Annotated in this window: 14 protein-coding genes; 8 read left to right on the forward strand and 6 right to left on the reverse strand. The window is 63.9% G+C overall.

The genetic code is table 11. The features are described from left to right. Position 1 precedes the first annotated feature (1 nt). From PIN31009_RS04945 to PIN31009_RS04960, 4 genes are all read left to right on the forward strand, one after another. Complete coding sequence (locus PIN31009_RS04945) at positions 2-1,495, forward strand: N-acyl-D-amino-acid deacylase family protein (RefSeq protein WP_150789498.1); 1,494 nt, start codon at positions 2-4, stop codon at positions 1,493-1,495. 41 nt (positions 1,496-1,536) lie between these two features. Then, complete coding sequence (locus PIN31009_RS04950) at positions 1,537-1,923, forward strand: RidA family protein (RefSeq protein ID WP_044457733.1); 387 nt, start codon at positions 1,537-1,539, stop codon at positions 1,921-1,923. 195 nt (positions 1,924-2,118) lie between these two features. Continuing rightward, on the forward strand, positions 2,119-2,607 hold the full coding sequence (locus tag PIN31009_RS04955; protein WP_150789499.1) for a hypothetical protein: 489 nt from the start codon (positions 2,119-2,121) through the stop codon (positions 2,605-2,607). Positions 2,608-2,659: 52 nt separating this feature from the next. Continuing rightward, positions 2,660-3,124: a hypothetical protein gene (locus tag PIN31009_RS04960; protein WP_150789500.1), complete on the forward strand. Its 465-nt coding sequence runs from the start codon at positions 2,660-2,662 to the stop codon at positions 3,122-3,124. 25 nt (positions 3,125-3,149) lie between these two features. On the opposite strand, the gene queF is transcribed toward PIN31009_RS04960, so the two are convergent. From queF to PIN31009_RS04980, 4 genes are all read right to left on the reverse strand, one after another. Then, positions 3,150-3,977 (reverse strand): NADPH-dependent 7-cyano-7-deazaguanine reductase QueF, encoded by an 828-nt coding sequence (gene queF / locus PIN31009_RS04965; protein WP_150789501.1) that lies wholly within the window; start codon positions 3,975-3,977, stop codon positions 3,150-3,152. After that, complete coding sequence (locus tag PIN31009_RS04970) at positions 3,964-4,887, reverse strand: 5'-nucleotidase (RefSeq protein WP_058377403.1); 924 nt, start codon at positions 4,885-4,887, stop codon at positions 3,964-3,966. Before PIN31009_RS04970 ends, queF begins: the two co-directional genes overlap by 14 nt. Positions 4,888-4,938: 51 nt before the next feature. Further along, positions 4,939-6,468, reverse strand: coding sequence for a threonine ammonia-lyase, biosynthetic (ilvA, locus tag PIN31009_RS04975; protein WP_150789502.1), 1,530 nt, complete (start codon positions 6,466-6,468; stop codon positions 4,939-4,941). A 120-nt stretch (positions 6,469-6,588) separates the two neighbouring features. Then, positions 6,589-7,209: a nucleotidyltransferase family protein gene (locus tag PIN31009_RS04980; protein ID WP_150683250.1), complete on the reverse strand. Its 621-nt coding sequence runs from the start codon at positions 7,207-7,209 to the stop codon at positions 6,589-6,591. A 120-nt stretch (positions 7,210-7,329) separates the two neighbouring features. Here PIN31009_RS04980 and PIN31009_RS04985 point away from each other — a divergent pair, with 120 nt between their 5' ends. Next, on the forward strand, positions 7,330-7,947 hold the full coding sequence (locus PIN31009_RS04985; RefSeq protein WP_150789503.1) for a YqaA family protein: 618 nt from the start codon (positions 7,330-7,332) through the stop codon (positions 7,945-7,947). A 59-nt stretch (positions 7,948-8,006) separates the two neighbouring features. Here the strand turns inward: PIN31009_RS04985 and PIN31009_RS04990 are convergent, their stop codons facing one another. Beyond that, positions 8,007-10,121, reverse strand: a complete 2,115-nt coding sequence (locus PIN31009_RS04990; RefSeq protein WP_246185526.1) for a xanthine dehydrogenase family protein molybdopterin-binding subunit — start codon at positions 10,119-10,121, stop codon at positions 8,007-8,009. A gap of 140 nt (positions 10,122-10,261) precedes the next feature. Then, the gene (locus PIN31009_RS04995) at positions 10,262-10,720 is read right to left on the reverse strand and encodes a (2Fe-2S)-binding protein (RefSeq protein WP_150789504.1); all 459 of its coding nucleotides are present in this window, start codon (positions 10,718-10,720) and stop codon (positions 10,262-10,264) included. Positions 10,721-11,212: 492 nt separating this feature from the next. Between PIN31009_RS04995 and PIN31009_RS05000 the strand changes: the two genes are divergently transcribed. Genes PIN31009_RS05000 through PIN31009_RS05010 form a run of 3 tightly spaced genes read left to right on the forward strand, consistent with a single transcriptional unit; the run spans position 11,213 to position 17,420 of the window. After that, positions 11,213-15,208, forward strand: coding sequence for a DUF3683 domain-containing protein (locus tag PIN31009_RS05000; RefSeq protein WP_150683252.1), 3,996 nt, complete (start codon positions 11,213-11,215; stop codon positions 15,206-15,208). Between the two features lie 52 nt (positions 15,209-15,260). Further along, on the forward strand, positions 15,261-16,949 hold the full coding sequence (locus PIN31009_RS05005) for a Na+/H+ antiporter (protein WP_150789505.1): 1,689 nt from the start codon (positions 15,261-15,263) through the stop codon (positions 16,947-16,949). Between the two features lie 27 nt (positions 16,950-16,976). Next, on the forward strand, positions 16,977-17,420 hold the full coding sequence (locus PIN31009_RS05010; protein WP_150789506.1) for an HIT family protein: 444 nt from the start codon (positions 16,977-16,979) through the stop codon (positions 17,418-17,420). Positions 17,421-17,463: the final 43 nt, after the last annotated feature.

The raw sequence follows: 17,463 nt of genomic DNA on the forward strand, positions 1-17,463 counted from the left end.
TATGACTGATACCCCCGCAACCGCACAATCCGTGGACACGCTGATTACCAACGTGCGCGTGGCCGATGGCTCGGGCGCCACGATGTCCGAGGCGCGCTTCGACGTGGCATTGCGCGATGGCCGCATTCACGCGATTGCGCCCGCGGGCACGCTGTCGGCGTGGCAAGCGGCACAACGCATCGACGGGGCCGGTCAGGTGCTGAGCCCCGGCTTTATCGACGTGCACACCCACGACGACACCAACGTCGTGCGCGCCCCGGAAATGACGCCCAAGCTGTCGCAAGGCGTGACGACGGTGGTCGTCGGCAATTGCGGTATCAGCGCGTCGCCGGTGTCGCTCAAGGGCGATCCGCCCGATCCGATGAACCTGCTCGGGGAGGCCGAAGCGTTCCAATACCTGACGTTTGCCGCCTACGTCGAAGCGCTCGAAAAGGCGCAGCCGGCCATCAACGTGGCGGCGCTCATCGGTCATACGGCGCTGCGCAGCAATCATATGGATCGGCTCGATCGTGCGGCCACCGAGGCGGAAATCGAAGGCATGCGCGCACAACTGCGCGAGGCGCTGGACCATGGCGCTCTCGGTCTCTCGACCGGTCTCGCTTACGCCAATGCCAACGCAGCGCCGACGGAAGAAGTGCTCGCGCTCGCCGAGCCGCTGGCGCAGGCCGGTGGTCTGTACGCGACGCATCTGCGCACGGAATTTGCGGAAATTCTGGAGGCGCTCGACGAAGCGTTTCGCATCGGCCGCCATGCGCGCGTGCCGGTCGTCATCTCGCATCTGAAGTGCGCCGGTGTCGATAACTGGGGCCGCAGCGCAGAGATTCTCGAGGCCGTGGACAAGGCGCAGCGTTATCAGCCGGTCGGCTGCGATTGCTATCCGTACACCGCCAGTTCGAGCACGCTCGATCTGAAGCAGGTGACCGACGACTTCGACATTCTCGTGACGTGGTCGCAACCGCATCCGGTGCAAGGCGGCAAGTTGCTGGCGACGATTGCTGAGGAATGGGGCGTCGATCTGATGGAAGCGGCCAAGCGGCTGCAACCGGCCGGTGCGGTCTATCACTGCATGGAAGAAGACGACGTGCGCCGGATTTTGCGTCACCCCGCGACGGTCGTCGGCTCGGACGGCTTGCCGAACGACCCGCTGCCGCATCCGCGCCTGTGGGGCGCATTCCCGCGCGTGCTCGGCCGTTATAGCCGCGAGCAGCAACTGTTCCCGCTGGCCGAGGCAGTGCACAAGATGACCGGACTGTCGGCCGAGCGTTTCGGGCTGACGGAACGTGGTTTCGTACGTGAAGGCTATTGGGCCGATCTGGTCTTGTTCGATCCGGAAACCGTGGGCGATGCGGCGACGTTTACCGACCCCATGCAGCCCGCGTTCGGTATCGCGGCAGTGTGGGTCAACGGCGTGTTGTCGTGGCAGGACCGCGCCCCGACGTCGGCGGCTCGCTCGGGCCGCTTCGTGCGGCGCGGCACGCCGCAACCGGTTTTGTAAATGCAGTTCAGGCAGTTTTGTCGAAAGGAGCGATGATGAGCATCAAACGATATGGCGTAGAAGGCGGGCAGGGCACTGGCGGCCAACGCATGCCCTTTGCACGAGCTACCGAAGCCGACGGCTTCCTGTTCGTCTCGGGACAGACCCCGATGAAAGACGGCGAAGTGATCGACGGCGGCATCGTCGCGCAGTCGCATCAGGCGATTCAGAACATGATCGCGATTCTCACGGAAGCTGGTTACGGCACCGAGCACGTGATGCGCATCGGCGTGTGGCTCGATGATCCGCGTGACTTTGCCTCGTTCAACAAGGTGTTCAAGGAATACTTCGGCGATCATCCGCCGGCACGCGCCTGCGTGGTGTCGAGCATGGTCATCGACTGCAAGGTCGAAGTGGACTGCGTGGCCTACAAGAAGCCCGCTGCCTGACGAAACGCCTCAGTACGCGACAAACGGCCGACCAATGTGTCGGCCGTTTGTTTTTTCCGCGTCTGGATTCAGCAGACGTATAGGCGAGGGCGGACACGTCGGTGACGGTTCCGCAAAGTCTGCGGTTCGGCTTCGATGGCGGCGTCGATTCTGTGCCTGCACGATGGCGTCTCCCATTTAGCGAGGAGGCGACTTGTGAGGACAGAATCGATTTCGATGGCGACGGTACCGCGTGTCGCCGTCGTGCAACTGCGCGGCGGCTCAAACGACGGCGACGAATTGTTCAACATCGAGGGACTGACGCCCCCCGACGACATGCGCTCGAGTAGCCGGGCCTCCCGGCGCTCGATCAGCGAGCGCAGTCACTCGGCTTACGTGAATGGTTGGGTCGCCGTCGCGCTCACCGCACTCGGCACGGCGGGGGCAGCGGCTGCCACCTATCTCGCGTTTTACGACAGCGCATTCGATGCCGACCCGCCGCCTACCGCTGCCGATAAGCACATCCGTTACGCCGTGGGTGGGACGATGGGTGCGTTGTCGCTGGTGTTGGTGGCGTCAGGATTGCGGCACGCCTGCAAATGCGTGACGGCATGTCGCGGCGAACCGTCGAGACCGTTTGCATCGGCGCGGCACGCCGGCCCGACAACGCGTGACACGGAGGCGGGTGCTAGTGGACACATCTGAGCGCATGGTCCGCCCCGGGCCGACGTCAAGAAGCATTACGAGCCAGATCGAGATGGCACTGGAAACGATCCGCGAGGGTGATTCGTCGGAGTCTGCGGCGCCTGAGATGGCGCTTCCGCAACCGGGGGAGTGGGATGCCGCGCAATGCGATGCCGTGTACCGATGCGGTTACGGCGCGTTCGAGCGTGGCGATTTTATTCACGCGATCGAGTGCTTTGCGCCGCTGCTGTCGGCGTGTCCGCTGGAACCCGACTATGCCGTCGCGCTCGGGCTGGCGCTTTGCCGCGCGGGCGAGGCCGAGGCGGCGTTGCCGCTGCTCATCGCGGCGGCCATGATGGACGAGACGGCGCCCGGGCCGATGTATCGCGTCGCGGAATGCCTGCTCAGGCTGCATTGCTGGGGGCCGGCCGTCCGCGCATTGAAAGAGACGCTCTTGCGTTGCGACGGACAACCGAGACATGCGCCGGTGGCCAGCACGGCGCAAAAGCACCTTTCAGCGCTCGGGTTCAGGTGTTGATTCAGGCTTTGATTCAGGTCCTGAATTACTGGCGTGCGGTACGGGCGTTGTCCGGCATCGGCTGCGTGAAGTTGGTGCGGAACGGGTTGATGTCGAGCCCGCCGCGCCGCGTGTAACGCGCGTACACCGCCAACTGGGTCGGCTTGCACTGCCGCATGATGTCCATGAAGATGCCTTCCACGCATTGCTCGTGAAAGCCGGTGTGCCGGCGATACGAGATCACGTACTTCAACAGGCCTTCCTGATCGATCGGCGGGCCGTTGTAGCGAATCTGCAAGCTGCCCCAGTCGGGCTGTCCGGTCACCGGGCAGTTCGACTTGAGCAGGTTCGAGACCAGCGTTTCTTCCACATGCGGCTCGCCTTGCGCCGCTTTGAGCAGGCTGGCATCCGGCGAGTAGATATCGGTCTCGACGTCCAGTCGATCGACGAGCAGGCCGTCGAGTTCGTCCAGTTGAAGTTTGCCGAAGCCAGCCGGCTCGACCAGCTTCACCTGCACCGAGGCGCCCGCGGCTTCCGACAGATCTTGTTGAATCAACGCGCGCGCGGCGTCGGCATTCGCCAGCTTGGTCTGCGCAAACGATCCCAGATAGAGCTTGAACGACTTCGACTCGATGATGTTCGGCGAGTCGGCCGGCACGATGGCCGTGAGCAGCGCAATGTGCGGCTTGCCCTTGTCGCCCAGCCACGAGAGTTCGTAGCCGTTCCAGATGTCGGCGCCGAAGAACGGCAGGGCGTCCGGCACGCCGATGGCGGCACGCGCCGGGGCGCGGGCAATCGGAAACAGCAGGGACGGGTCGTATTGCTCGGTGTAGCCAACTTCTTTACCGAGCGGAGATTGGTCAGGCGTTGTCATGGTTTGCTATGCCACTGATGACGTGGCCGGTCGGGGTGACCCGCGCGGCCGACTCGCAATGGCGTGTCTGATCGTCGAAAAAGAAATCGGGCTCGAACTCGCGCAGGAATGCGCCCTTGTCCAGCCCGCCCAGAAACATGGCCTCGTCGATGTTGATCTTCCAGTCCATCAACGTGCGGATGGCGCGCTCGTGCGCAGGCGCCGAGCGTGCCGTCACGAGCGCCGTGCGGATTTTCACCGGCACTTCCTGTCCCGCCAGCACTTGCAAACGGTGCAGCGCGAGCAGCAGCGGTTTGAAAGGACCGGGCGGCAGCGGCGTGGCAGCGCGCTCGGTTTCGTGCTGCTGAAACGCGTCGAGGCCGTTGCGCTGGAAGATCTGCTCGGCCTCGTCGGAGAAGAGCACCGCGTCGCCATCGAACGCGATGCGAATTTCGTCGGGATGCAGCTCCGCCTCTTTGGCCGAATCGGGGTACACGCGCGCGGCAGGGAAGCCCGCCATCAGTGCGCTGCGCACATCGTTCTCGTTGACCGAGAGGAAGAGATGCGCGCCGAGCGCGTTCAGATAGCCGAACGGTTCGCGTCCGCGCGTGAACACACCGCGCTCGATCTTCAACCCCTCTTGTTTGGCCGAGCGGAAGACGCGCAGACCGCTCACGGGATCGTTGCGCGAGAGCACCACGACTTCTACGCGATGTTCATCGCCCCGGTTGAACGCGAGCAGTTTCTGCACCAGCGGGAAGGCCACGCCGATGCGCGCGGGCACGTCGAGCCGGTCGAGCTGGTACTGCATGTACGACTGGTCGTCGCCGCTCGCCACGCCGGTCTCATAGACGCGGTTCTCCTCCTCGAAGTCGAACAGCGCGCGCGAAGAGATCGCAACGACGAGCTTGTTTTCGAGTGTGATCGGCATGGCGGCGGACGGTTTCCTATGCGGTTTCGGATGAATAGATGATGCGACGGCTTACCCGAGGAACAGCTTGTACACGGGGTTGTTGCTTTCGTCCCAGTAAGGATAGCCGAGCGTGGCGAGGAAGTCGCTGAACGCCGCCTTGTCCTCATCCGGCACCTGCATGCCCACGAGAATGTTGCTGTAGTCCGCGCCCTGATTCCGGTAGTGGAACAGGCTGATATTCCAGTTCGGGCTCATCGCCGAGAGGAATTTCATCAACGCGCCCGGACGCTCCGGGAATTCGAAACGGAACAGCACTTCGTGGCTCGCCAGCGCGGAACGCCCGCCGACCATGTAGCGGATGTGCTGCTTGGAGAGCTCGTCGTTGGACAGATCGAGTGTCGGAAAACCGTGACGCTCGAAACCGGCCTTGATGCGCGTGCCCTCGTCGCGGTTGTGCATCTGGATACCCACGAAGATGTGGGCGCTGGACGCTTCACTAATTCGGTAGTTGAACTCGGTCACATTGCGGCTGCCCACCACTTCGGTAAAGCGCTTGAAGCTGCCGCGCGCCTCCGGAATGGTCACGGCAAACACGGCTTCGCGGGCTTCGCCGACTTCGGCGCGCTCGGCCACGAAGCGCAGGCGGTCGAAGTTCATGTTCGCGCCCGAGGTGATTGCCACGAGCGTTTCGCCCTTGAGCTTTTCGCGCTCGGCATACAGCTTGGCACCGGCCACCGACAGCGCGCCCGAGGGTTCGAGCACGCTTCGGGTGTCTTGGAACACATCCTTAATGGCGGCGCAGAGCTGGTCGGTGTCGACGCGCACGACTTCGTCGAGATACTTCTGGCACAGACGGAAGGTTTCCGCGCCGACGTACTTCACGGCGGTGCCGTCGGCGAAGAGGCCCACGTCGTTGAGCAGCACGCGCTCGCCCGCATGGATCGACTGCGCCATGGCGTCGGAGTCGACCGATTGCACGCCGATCACCTTGATGTCGGGGCGCACGGCTTTGACGTATGCGGCTACGCCGGCGGCCAGTCCGCCACCGCCGATCGGCACGAAGATGGCATGCAGCGGGCCCTGATGCTGACGCAGGATTTCCATGCCGATGGTGCCTTGGCCGGCGATCACTTCGGGGTCGTCGAACGGCGGCACGAAGGTCAGGCCGCGCTCTTCCTGCAAGGTCATGGCGTGTGCGTAGGCGTCGCTATACGAGTCGCCGGCGAGCACGACTTCGACGTTGCGCCCGCCGTGGGTGCGCACGGCATCGATCTTCACTTGCGGCGTGGTCACGGGCATGACGATCACGGCCTTGCAGCCGAGGCGTGCGGCGGAGTACGCCACGCCCTGTGCGTGATTGCCGGCCGAGGCGGTCAGCACGCCGCGTTCACGTTCGGCTTCACTGAGGCTCGCCATCTTGTTGTACGCGCCTCGAATCTTGAAGGAGAACACCGATTGGTTGTCTTCGCGCTTCAGGTAAATTCGATTGTGCAGCCGCATGGAGAGCGTGCGTGCCAATTCGAGTTCGCTTTCCTTGGCGACGTCGTAGACTTTTGCGGTGAGGATCTTCTTCAGATATTCGGGAGCTGCGTCGGACATGATTTAAGGCTTCTTCAGGTTAGGCACATCAGGAACAAAAGGACAATGATAGACCAGCACGTCCGCCGGGGCGGTCGCGCAAGGTCTCTCGGGAAAAAACGGGAAAGGGGAGTGCGCGCCCTAGCGAAGGTCGTCTGGGGTGTCGATGTCGCGCACGATTCCGGCGTCGTCGACATCGACGATCGTAATGTGCTCGCTAATCAACAACTCGCGCGCGCCGGTATCGCCATCGAGGGCGATCAGACGGGAGGTGTAAGCGGAACCGAAGGCGACCGGATGGCCGCGCTGTCCCTGATAACTCGGCGCAACAATGGCTTCGGGCGAAGTCAGCCCGTCGGCAATGGCGCGAATGGTATGGGGATTGAGGTACGGCATGTCGGCCAGCGCAACGAGCCAGCCGTCGAGATGTTCGAGCCCGGGGGGCGGCGCTTCGTCCACGCAGGACTGAATGCCGGCAGCGAGCGTCGCACCCATGCCGCGCTTGGTCGCGTGGCTCATGACGACTTCACAACCCGCCTGCAACAACACGTTCTCCAACTCGGCCGAATCCGGTCGCACTACCGCGATCACGCGCGGCAATACCGCCAGCAGCGCGTGGGCGCTGGCGAGGGCAACGGGTCGGTTCAGGGGATCGCCTGGCAGCGGCGCGAGCAGCTTGTTCCGGCGCCCAGCCGCATCGAAGCGGGTACCGAGTCCGCCTGCCAGTAGAATGGCCACGGGCGGCGTCGAAGGTCGGGTCATGGGCATGCATTATGCGCCAGACTTTTTGTTTACGCCAAACGCGTGTACCGTCCCGTAGCTCGCGAGACACCGACCGGCCGGTCGGTTTTTTTGACTTCCCCTTATTTCCGCCGGAGTTGCATGGAGTCGTTCATTCCCTGGCTGCTGGGCGCACTCGCGCTGCCCGGTGTCGGCCTGCCAGCCGTCTTCCTCATCGCGTTTTTGTCGGCGACGTTGCTGCCGATGGGCTCGGAGCCCGCGCTGTTCGGCTACGTGGCGCTCAATCCGCATATGTTCTGGCCCGCGATCGTGGTTGCGAGCGTCGGCAATACCGCCGGAGGCATGGTTGATTGGTGGATGGGGTTCGCCGCGCGGCGCGGCTATGTGCGGATCAACGCGCGCCGGCGGGCGCATGCGCGTGCTGAGGCTGTGGACGGTGGGGAATCGGTGAACGTCGAAGGGGTTGCCGACGCAGGTGCTGCCAAGCAGGGTGGCACCAAAGCGCCGATGAACGAGCGATATCACCGCTGGATGCGCCGCTTCGGACCGCCCCTGCTCCTGCTCTCGTGGCTGCCCGTGGTCGGTGACCCGCTTTGCACCCTCGCCGGATGGCTCCGTCTTTCATGGCGCGAATGCCTCGTCTACATCGCCATCGGCAAAACGCTGCGGTACCTCTTCATTACCTACCTGATGCTCAAGGTGCCCGAGTCGTTCTGGCAAGGCATCTTCGCACCGTTCAAACATCTGCTGATCGGTTGACGATTGGAGGGGGCCGGGGCCTGAAACCCTGCGCCTAAGCCCCCTCCGAGACGCGCTCGTTATGCCGTTGTCAGATCGAACGGCAACGCGCGCAGACGCTTGCCGGTCAGCGCGAAAACAGCATTGGCATATGCCGGGGCAAGAGGCGGCAACCCCGGTTCGCCCATGCCGGTCGGCGCATCGCCCGAACTCACGATATGCACGCTGATGGCCGGCATATCGGTCAGGCGCGCCACCGTGTACTGGTGGAAATTGCTCTGCTCGACTTCACCGTCTTTCAACGTGATCGCGGCACCCGTCAACGTCGTGCCCAAGCCCATGAGGGCCGCGCCTTCGACCTGCGCCGCCACCGTCAGCGGGTTGACCGCGAAGTTGCAATGCACCGCCGCCGTCGCGCTCACCAGACGCGGCGTACCGTTCTTCACCTCGGCCACCACGACGTATGCGACGACCGAGTCGAAGGACTCGTGTACAGCCACGCCCCACGCCTGACCCGCCGGCAGCTTCGTCTTGCCGTAGCCCGAACGCTCGACGGCCAGCGCCAGTGCGGCGCGGTGACGCGGATGCTTGTCGCCGATCAACGCGTAGCGATAGTCGACCGGGTCTTGCCCCGCGTTCTTCGCCAGTTCGTCGATCAACGTTTCCATCACGAACGCCGTGTGGGTGTTGCCGACCGAGCGCCACCACAGCACCGGCACGTTGGCCTTCGGGCTATGCAGCGACAGACGCAGCGGCACCGCGTACGGCGTGCCCGCGACACCCTCGACACTGGTGCTGTCGACGCCGTTCTTCACCATCATCTTTTCGAACGGCGTGCCTTGCAGGATCGACTGGCCCACGATGGTGTGATTCCACGCCAGCACGTTGCCCTTCGCATCCAGACCGATCTCGGCGCGATGCACGTACATCGGGCGGTAGTAGCCGCCATGGATATCGTCCTCGCGGCTCCAGATCACCTTGACCGGCTCGCGATGGCCGGCGGTTCGCCACGCCTTGGCGACCTGCGCGGCTTCGACGCCGTAGTCGGAGGTCGGCACCGCACGTCGCCCGAAACCGCCGCCTGCCATCAAGGTGTGTAACTTGACCTGCTCGGGCTTGAGACCGAGCGTGGCCGCGATGGCTGCCTGATCGACGGTCTGGAATTGCGTGCCGGTCCAGACTTCCGCGCCCTTGTCGCTGAGCTGCACGGTGCAGTTCAGCGGTTCCATCGGGGCATGGGCGAGGTACGGGAAGCTGTATTCGGCGACGAGTGTCTTCGGTGCGCCCTTGAGCTTCGAGACGTCGGTGTCGATCGCCACCACGCCCGGGGTCTTCGCCAGTTCCTTGTACTTAGCAAGCTGTGCGGTCGTGTCGACATGCTCGACGCCGCTGGTATCCCACGTCGCGTTCAGGGCGTCGCGGCCGGTCTTGGCCTGCCAGTAGCCGTCGGCGATGACCGCCACTGCCGTGCCGCCCCGGTCGTCGGGAATCTCCAGCACGTCGCGCACGCCTTTGACAGCACGTGCGGCTTTCGCATCGAACGTCTTCACCTTCGCGCCGAAAACCGGCGGGCGGGCGACGAGGGCGACCTTCAGGTTCGGCAACTTGAAATCCATGCCGTACATCGGCGTGCCGGTCGACTTGGCACGCGCGTCGAGCCGCCCGGTCGGTTTGCCGAGCAGGCGGAAGGCCGACGGATCCTTGAGTTTCACGTCGGTCGGCACCGGCAATGCCTGAGCCTTGGCGGCCAGACTGCCGAAGGTGGCGCGCTGGCCGTTGGGGCCGAGGACCACGCCGTTTTCGGTGCGCAATTGCGCAGCCGGTACTTTCCACTGCTGCGCGGCGGCGGCGATCAACATGGCGCGCGCCGACGCGCCAATGCGCCGGTATTGCAGCCACGAGTGCGCGACCGAGCCGGAGCCGCCGGTCATCTGGATGCCGAACAACGGGTCTTTATAGACGTCGGCCGCCGGGGCCAGTTCGCTGCGCACCTTCGACCAGTCGCAATCGAGCTCTTCGGCGACGAGCATGGGCAAGGCGGTTTGCACGCCCTGACCGAAGTCGAGGCGGTTGACCTGAATGGTGACGGTGTCGTCCGGCGCAATGCGCACGAACGCGGATGGCACGACGGGCGTGGCCGCCGGGCCTTCGGCGTGGGCCACCCGGACCGCGCCGGGCCACGACATTTCAAGCATGAGGCCACCCGCCGCGACGGCGGAGGTCTTCAGAAACGCACGGCGGGACACGCCGGTGTAGTCGCCGACCGTGGCACCGGGGCGTAAGTCAAAACGAAGCCCGTGGAAACGAAGTTCGCGCATGGTGATGTCTCCTCGCTTCAGGCCAGCGACGCGGCTGCGTCCTTGATGGCGGCGCGAATGCGCGCATACGTGCCGCAGCGGCAGATGTTGCCGGCCATGGCGGCGTCGATCTGGTCGTCGTTGGGCTGCTTGTTCTCGCGCAGGAGTGCCGCGGCGGACATGATCTGGCCGCTCTGGCAGTAGCCGCACTGGGGCACGTCGTGCTTGACCCATGCGTCTTGCACAGCTTTGCCGACGGGGTCAGTACCGACGGCTTCGATGGTCGTGACCTTTTTACCGGCCACAGCGGAGACGGGGGTGATGCAACTGCGAATCGGGGAGCCGTCGAGATGCACGGTGCAGGCGCCGCATAGCGCCATGCCGCATCCGAACTTGGTGCCGGTCATCGAGAGCGCATCGCGCAGGGTCCATAACAGGGGAGTGGCAGGGTCGACATCGACCTGCACGGGACGGCCGTTCAGTTGAAACGAGACCATAAGACACCTCTTGGCGGGTGAATGATTGGGGGATCGCGCCAACATACTCCTGTTCGGAGAAATTTTCAGCCCACGAATGCGTGTAAGTCGTTGTATTCAAACGGATATAGCGGTCCGTTTTAGCGGATTTCGTGTTTTCGGCGTCCCGCAGGCCCTTAGCCGCGAATTGGTTGGGGAGCCGACGTGTTGCGGTGCAATGAAGTACAATTCGGCCTACATTCCCCTACCAACACTTTCCCAAGCCGGAAGAAAGATCTGGGCATGCGCATCAACTGCCTCACCCCTCAGTGCTACTGCTCGATGACCGGACACGATTCGTCATCGGCGTCTTTGCACGGCAGTCGGCGATCTCGCTGATCGTCCTTGCCGGCCCCGCACACACCCGTCGCCAGCGGCCGGCAATTTCTAGCGCATACCCAATTTGACTTTCGGCGCGTCCCGCGAGACGAACGCCGACGGCGGATGCACCGCCGCATTGACGAGCCCGACAAGATGAACGCACCCTTGCCTGCCTTCGAGCCGCACGACGCAAAGCATGCTGTAGCCGCACAGCCCCCTCGACTGCGCGAAATCCCCTACAACTACACCTCGTTCTCGGACCGCGAAATCGTCATTCGCCTGCTTGGCGCCGACGCGTGGAATATCCTCGACGAACTTCGCGCGGAGCGCCGTACCGGCCGCTCGGCCCGGATGCTCTATGAAGTGCTCGGCGATATCTGGGTGGTACGCCGCAACCCGTACCTTCAGGACGACCTGCTCGACAACCCGAAGCGCCGCAAGCTGCTGATCGACGCGCTCAACCACCGTCTGAACGAAATCGACAAGCGTCGCCGTGCCGACGTGGCCGAACACGCCGACGCCACGGGGCGCGAACGCGCCGCCCGCGTGGAGCAACTGGAAGTGGCCGCGCGCCGCGCCGTTGCCGATTTCGCCGGTGAGTTCGAGAAGATGGCGGAACTGCGCCGCCGCGCGAAGAAGGTGCTGGGCCGCACGACGGCACACGACAACATCAAGTTCGACGGCCTGTCGCGTGTGTCGCACGTGACGGACGCCACCGACTGGCGCGTGGAATATCCGTTCGTGGTGCTCACGCCCGATACGGAAGCCGAAATGGCGTCGCTCGTGAAGGGCTGCTTCGAGCTTGGTCTGACGGTGATTCCGCGCGGGGGTGGCACGGGCTACACGGGCGGGGCGATTCCGCTCACGCCGTTCTCGGCCGTCATCAATACCGAAAAGCTGGAACAACTCGACGAAGTCGAATACTCGGCGCTGCCGGGTGTCGACAAGCCGGTGCCGACGATCTTCTCGGGTGCTGGCGTCGTCACGCGCCGTGTGGCGGATGCCGCCGAGCGTGCCGGGCTGGTCTTTGCCGTCGATCCGACGTCGATCGACGCATCGTGCATCGGCGGCAACGTCGCCATGAACGCCGGCGGCAAGAAGGCCGTGCTGTGGGGCACCGCGCTCGATAACCTCGCGTGGTGGCGCATGGTCGACCCGCAGGGCAACTGGCTCGAAGTCACGCGCCTCGACCACAACCTCGGCAAGATTCACGATATTCCGGTCGCGCGCTTCGAACTGAAATGGTTCGACGGCAATCACGCGCCGGGCGCGGTGCTGCTCAAGACTGAATCGCTGGATATCGAAGGCAAGCGCTTCCGCAAGGAAGGTCTTGGCAAGGACGTGACGGACAAGTTCCTCGCCGGGCTGCCGGGTATTCAGAAGGAAGGCTGCGACGGCCTGATCACGAGCGCGCGCTGGATTCTCCACAAGATGCCGGCGCACACGCGCACGGTGTGTCTGGAGTTCTTCGGCCAAGCGAAGGAAGCGATTCCGAGCATCGTCGAAATCAAGGACTACATGTTTGCGCAGACGGCTGCGGGCGGCGCGATTCTCGCCGGTCTGGAGCATCTGGACGAACGCTATCTGCGCGCCGTGGGTTATGCCACGAAGTCGAAGCGCAACGCTTTCCCGAAGATGGTGCTGATCGGCGATATCGTTGGCGACGACGACACCGCCGTGGCGCAGGCCACCTCGGAAGTGATTCGTATGGCCAACGGCAAGAGCGGCGAAGGCTTTGTCGCCGTGTCGGCCGAAGCCCGCAAGAAGTTCTGGCTCGACCGCTCGCGCACGGCCGCCATCGCGCGCCACACCAACGCCTTCAAGATCAATGAAGATGTGGTGATTCCGCTGCCGCGCATGGGCGAGTACACGGACCACATCGAGCGTATCAACATCGAGTTGTCGCTCAAGAACAAGCTGCAACTGATCGACGCGCTCGAAAAGTTCTTCGAAGCGGGCAACCTGCCGCTGGGCAAGACCGACGACGCGAACGAAATTCCGTCGGCCGAGCTGCTCGAAGACCGCGTGCAGACCGCCCTCACGCTGCTGCGCGACGTGCGCGCACGGTGGGTGTTCCTGCGTGACAACTTCGAGCTGTCGCTCAACGACGCGATTCCGCTGCTCAACCGCCACGGCATTCGCGACATGAATGTGGCGCTGAACGACCGGCTGAACAAGCATCCGGAAACGCGCCTGATCGACCTGCTGCAAGACCGCACGGTGCGCGTGTCGTGGAAGCAGGAAGTGCGCGCCGAACTGCGCCAGATCTTCACGGGCGGCGAGTTCAAGCAGATTCTCGACGAAGCGCAGGCGATCCATAAGCGCGTGCTGCATGGGCGTGTGTTCGTCGCGCTGCACATGCACGCGGGCGACGGCAATGTGCACACGAACATCCCGGTCAACTCGGATAATTACGAGATGCTTCAGGATGCGCACAAGGCCGTGGCGCGCATCATGCAAATTGCTCGTTCGCTCGATGGTGTGATCTCGGGCGAGCACGGCATCGGCATCACGAAGCTCGAATTCCTGACGGAAGAAGAGATCGGCGAATTCCGCGCTTACAAGCTGCGCGTCGATCCGGAAGGGCGCTTCAACAAGGGCAAGCTGCTCGACATGCCCGACCTGCCGGCCGATTTGCGCAATGCCTATACGCCCAGCTTCGGGCTGATGGGCTTTGAATCGCTGATCATGCAGCAGTCGGACATCGGCGCGATTGCCGACAGCGTGAAGGACTGCCTGCGCTGCGGCAAGTGCAAGCCGGTGTGCGCGACGCACGTGCCGCGCGCGAACCTGCTGTACAGCCCGCGCAACAAGATTCTCGCCACGTCGCTGCTGATCGAAGCCTTCCTGTACGAAGAGCAGACCCGCCGTGGTGTGTCGATCAAGCACTGGGACGAGTTCAACGACGTGGCCGATCACTGCACGGTCTGCCACAAGTGCGCGACGCCGTGCCCGGTGAAGATCGACTTCGGCGATGTGACGATGAACATGCGCAACCTGCTGCGCAAGATGGGTAAGAAGAAATTCAACCCGGGCGCGGCAGCAGGCATGTTCTTCCTGAATGCGACGAACCCGGAGACGATCAATATCACCCGCAAGGTGATGATCGACTGGGGCTACAAGGCGCAACGCTTCGGTGCGGACATCTTCAAGAAACTCGCGAAGAAGCAGATGGCACATCCGCCGGCCACGGTCGGCAAGCCGCCGCTGCGCGAAGAGGTGATCCACTTCGTGAACAAGAAGATGCCGGGCAACCTGCCGAAGAAAACGGCGCGCGCGTTGCTCGATATCGAAGACAACAAGGTGGTGCCGATCATCCGCGACCCGAAGGGGACGTCGGTCGATTCGGAAGCGGTGTTCTACTTCCCGGGCTGCGGCTCGGAGCGCCTGTTCTCGCAAGTCGGGCTCGCCACGCAGGCCATGCTCTGGCACGTAGGCGTGCAAACGGTGCTGCCGCCGGGGTATCTGTGCTGCGGCTACCCGCAACGCGGCTCGGGGCAGGGCGAGAAGGCCGAGAAGATCGTGACGGATAACCGCGTGCTGTTCCACCGGGTGGCCAACACGCTGAACTATCTCGATATCAAGACCGTGGTGGTGTCGTGCGGCACTTGCTACGATCAGCTCGCCGGCTATGAATTCGAGAAGATTTTCCCGGGCTGCCGCATCGTCGACATCCACGAATACCTGCTCGAGAAGGGCGTGAAGCTGGAAGGCGTGAACGGTACGCGCTACATGTATCACGACCCGTGCCACACGCCGATCAAGACGATGGACCCGGTCAAGCTCGTGAACCAGTTGATGGGCAGCGAGCACGACGGCTACAAGATCGAGAAGAACGATCGTTGCTGCGGCGAATCGGGTACGCTGGCGGTCACGCGCCCGGATATCTCGACGCAGATCCGCTTCCGCAAGGAAGAAGAAATGCGCAAGGGCGCGGCCAAGCTGCGCGCCGATGGCAAGGTGGGAGATGTGAAGATCCTCACCAGCTGCCCGTCGTGCCTGCAAGGCCTGTCGCGCTATAACGAGGATGCCGACATCACTGCCGACTACATCGTCGTGGAAATTGCCAAGCACGTGCTCGGCGACCAGTGGATGGCGGACTACGTGAAGGATGCGAACAACGGCGGTATCGAGCGCGTTCTCGTCTGATGGCATTTTCGTGGACGCGGCCGATGCCTGACCGACGGACCATGGAGGTGGCATGGAAGTAGTTTTTACTGCGCTCATCCTGCTGTTCGTGGTGGCGCTCACGGGTGTGCTGGGCAGTTTCGTGCGGTTTCTCCCGATACCGCTGGTCCAGATCGCGGTGGGCGCCGCGCTCGCTTATCCGGGCGCGGGCGTCCACATCGATCTCGACCCCGAGATTTTCTTCCTGCTGTTCATCCCGCCGTTGCTCTTTGCCGACGGCTGGCGCATGCCCAAACGCGAGTTCTGGCACCTACGGGTGCCGATCATCGCGATGGCGCTTGGCCTCGTGATCTTCACGGTGCTCGGCGTGGGCTACTTCATCCACTGGATGATTCCGTCGATTCCGCTGGCCGTGGCGTTTGCCCTCGGCGGCGTGCTCTCGCCTACGGACGCGGTGGCCGTATCTGCGCTCACCGGGCGCATGCGCATGCCGACGCGGCTCATGCACGTGCTCGAAGGCGAGGCGATGATGAACGACGCGTCGGGGCTGGTCGTGTTCAAGTTCGCCCTCGTGGCGGCGACCACCGGCATCTTCTCCATCGGCAACGCCACTTTCTCGTTCTTCGTCATTGCGTTGGGCGGCCTGCTCGCCGGCTGGGCCGTGACGTGGCTGTTCACGCAGTTTCACCGCCGCGTGATGGACGCCTCGACCGAAGAACCCGCGACGGTCGTGCTGTTGCTGCTGCTCATGCCGTTCGCCGCTTACCTGCTGGCGGAACACTTCTGCTTCTCGGGCATTCTCGCGGCCGTGGCCGCCGGCATGACGGTGAGTTCGACCGATCTGCTCAATACCCGTACGGTCACCCGCATTCTCGGCAACGGCGTCTGGTCGATGCTGGAATTCGTATTCAATGGCGCCGTGTTCGTGCTGCTCGGGCTGCAACTGCCCGACATCGTGCGCGCAGCGCTGGGGCCGAACGAGCACCTGTGGGGCACGCTCACGAAGCTGGGTGAACTGATGTTCTACGTCGGCGCGATCTCGGCAGTCTTGATCGTGCTGCGGTTCTGCTGGGTGTGGGTGGCGTGGCGGGTGATGTATTTCATGGGCATGCGGCGCGGCGAAATTACCCTCAAACCCGGCATTCGTTTTACGGGGGTGACGGCGCTCTCGGGCGTGCGCGGCGCGGTGACGCTGGCCGGTGCGCTCTCGGTGCCGTTGGCGCTGCCCGGTGGCGCACCATTCCCCGGGCGCGATCTGCTGATCTTTCTGGCCGCTGGTGTGATTCTGCTATCGCTGGTAGGCGGGAGTCTCGGCCTGCCGATTCTGCTGCGCGGCGTGCGCTGGCCGGCTGAGGACCCACGGAATCGTGAAATGGGCGAGGCCCGTGTGGCGGCCTCCGAGGCGGCGATTCGCGCCGTGGAGTCGTTGCAGAAAGTGATTGCGAAGTCAGGCGACGAACTCGATACCGCCGTGTGCGCCGAAGCGGCTGCGCGCGTGATGGGGCGCTACCGCCGCACGCTCAACGCTTCGACGGCGACCGACGAGACGCGCGAGCGGGCGGTGCGCGAAGTGGAAGTCGAGCGCAGGCTGCGCGCGGCGGCGCTTCAGGCAGAACGCGTGGAGTTGTCGCGGCTGCGCATCACGCATCGCATCAATGACGAGACGCTGCGCGAAATGCTGAGCGAAATCGATTTCGCCGAACTCGCGCTCGGGTCAGTAGACCCGGCCACGGGCAAGCGCACGAAACGCAGAAAGCACTGACGGGTGCGGGGATTAAGGGAGAACATCATGGATTGTCCGTTTTGCGCAGGAGACGGCGGCGACGTCGTGTGGCGCGACCCGGTGCTGCGAGTGGTGCTGGCGAACGAAGCCGGTTATCCGGGCTTCGCGCGCGTGGTGTGGGGCGCGCACGTGGCCGAGATGAGCGATTTGCCCGAAGCGGCGCGTGAACACGTCATGCGGGCAGTGTTTGCCGTTGAGACGGCGCAGCGCACGGTGATGTCGCCGCACAAGGTCAACGTGGCGAGTCTGGGCAATATGGTGCCGCACGTGCACTGGCATGTGATTCCCCGGTATCAGGACGATACCCACTTCCCGGGCTCCGTCTGGAGCGCGCCGCAGCGCGAGGTAGCGCCGGCGGTGCTCGCCGAGCGGGCCGCATGGCTGCCAGCGTTGCGCGAAGCGATCGTGGCAGAATTGAGCCGCATGCCGGTTTGGCCGGCGTCCGCCTGAGCGCGTGGCCGCCAATCCCCCGAGCAGCTATACTTCCGGCCGG

This window comes from Pandoraea iniqua (assembly GCF_902459685.1).
GTDB classification, from domain to species: Bacteria; Pseudomonadota; Gammaproteobacteria; order Burkholderiales; family Burkholderiaceae; genus Pandoraea; species Pandoraea iniqua.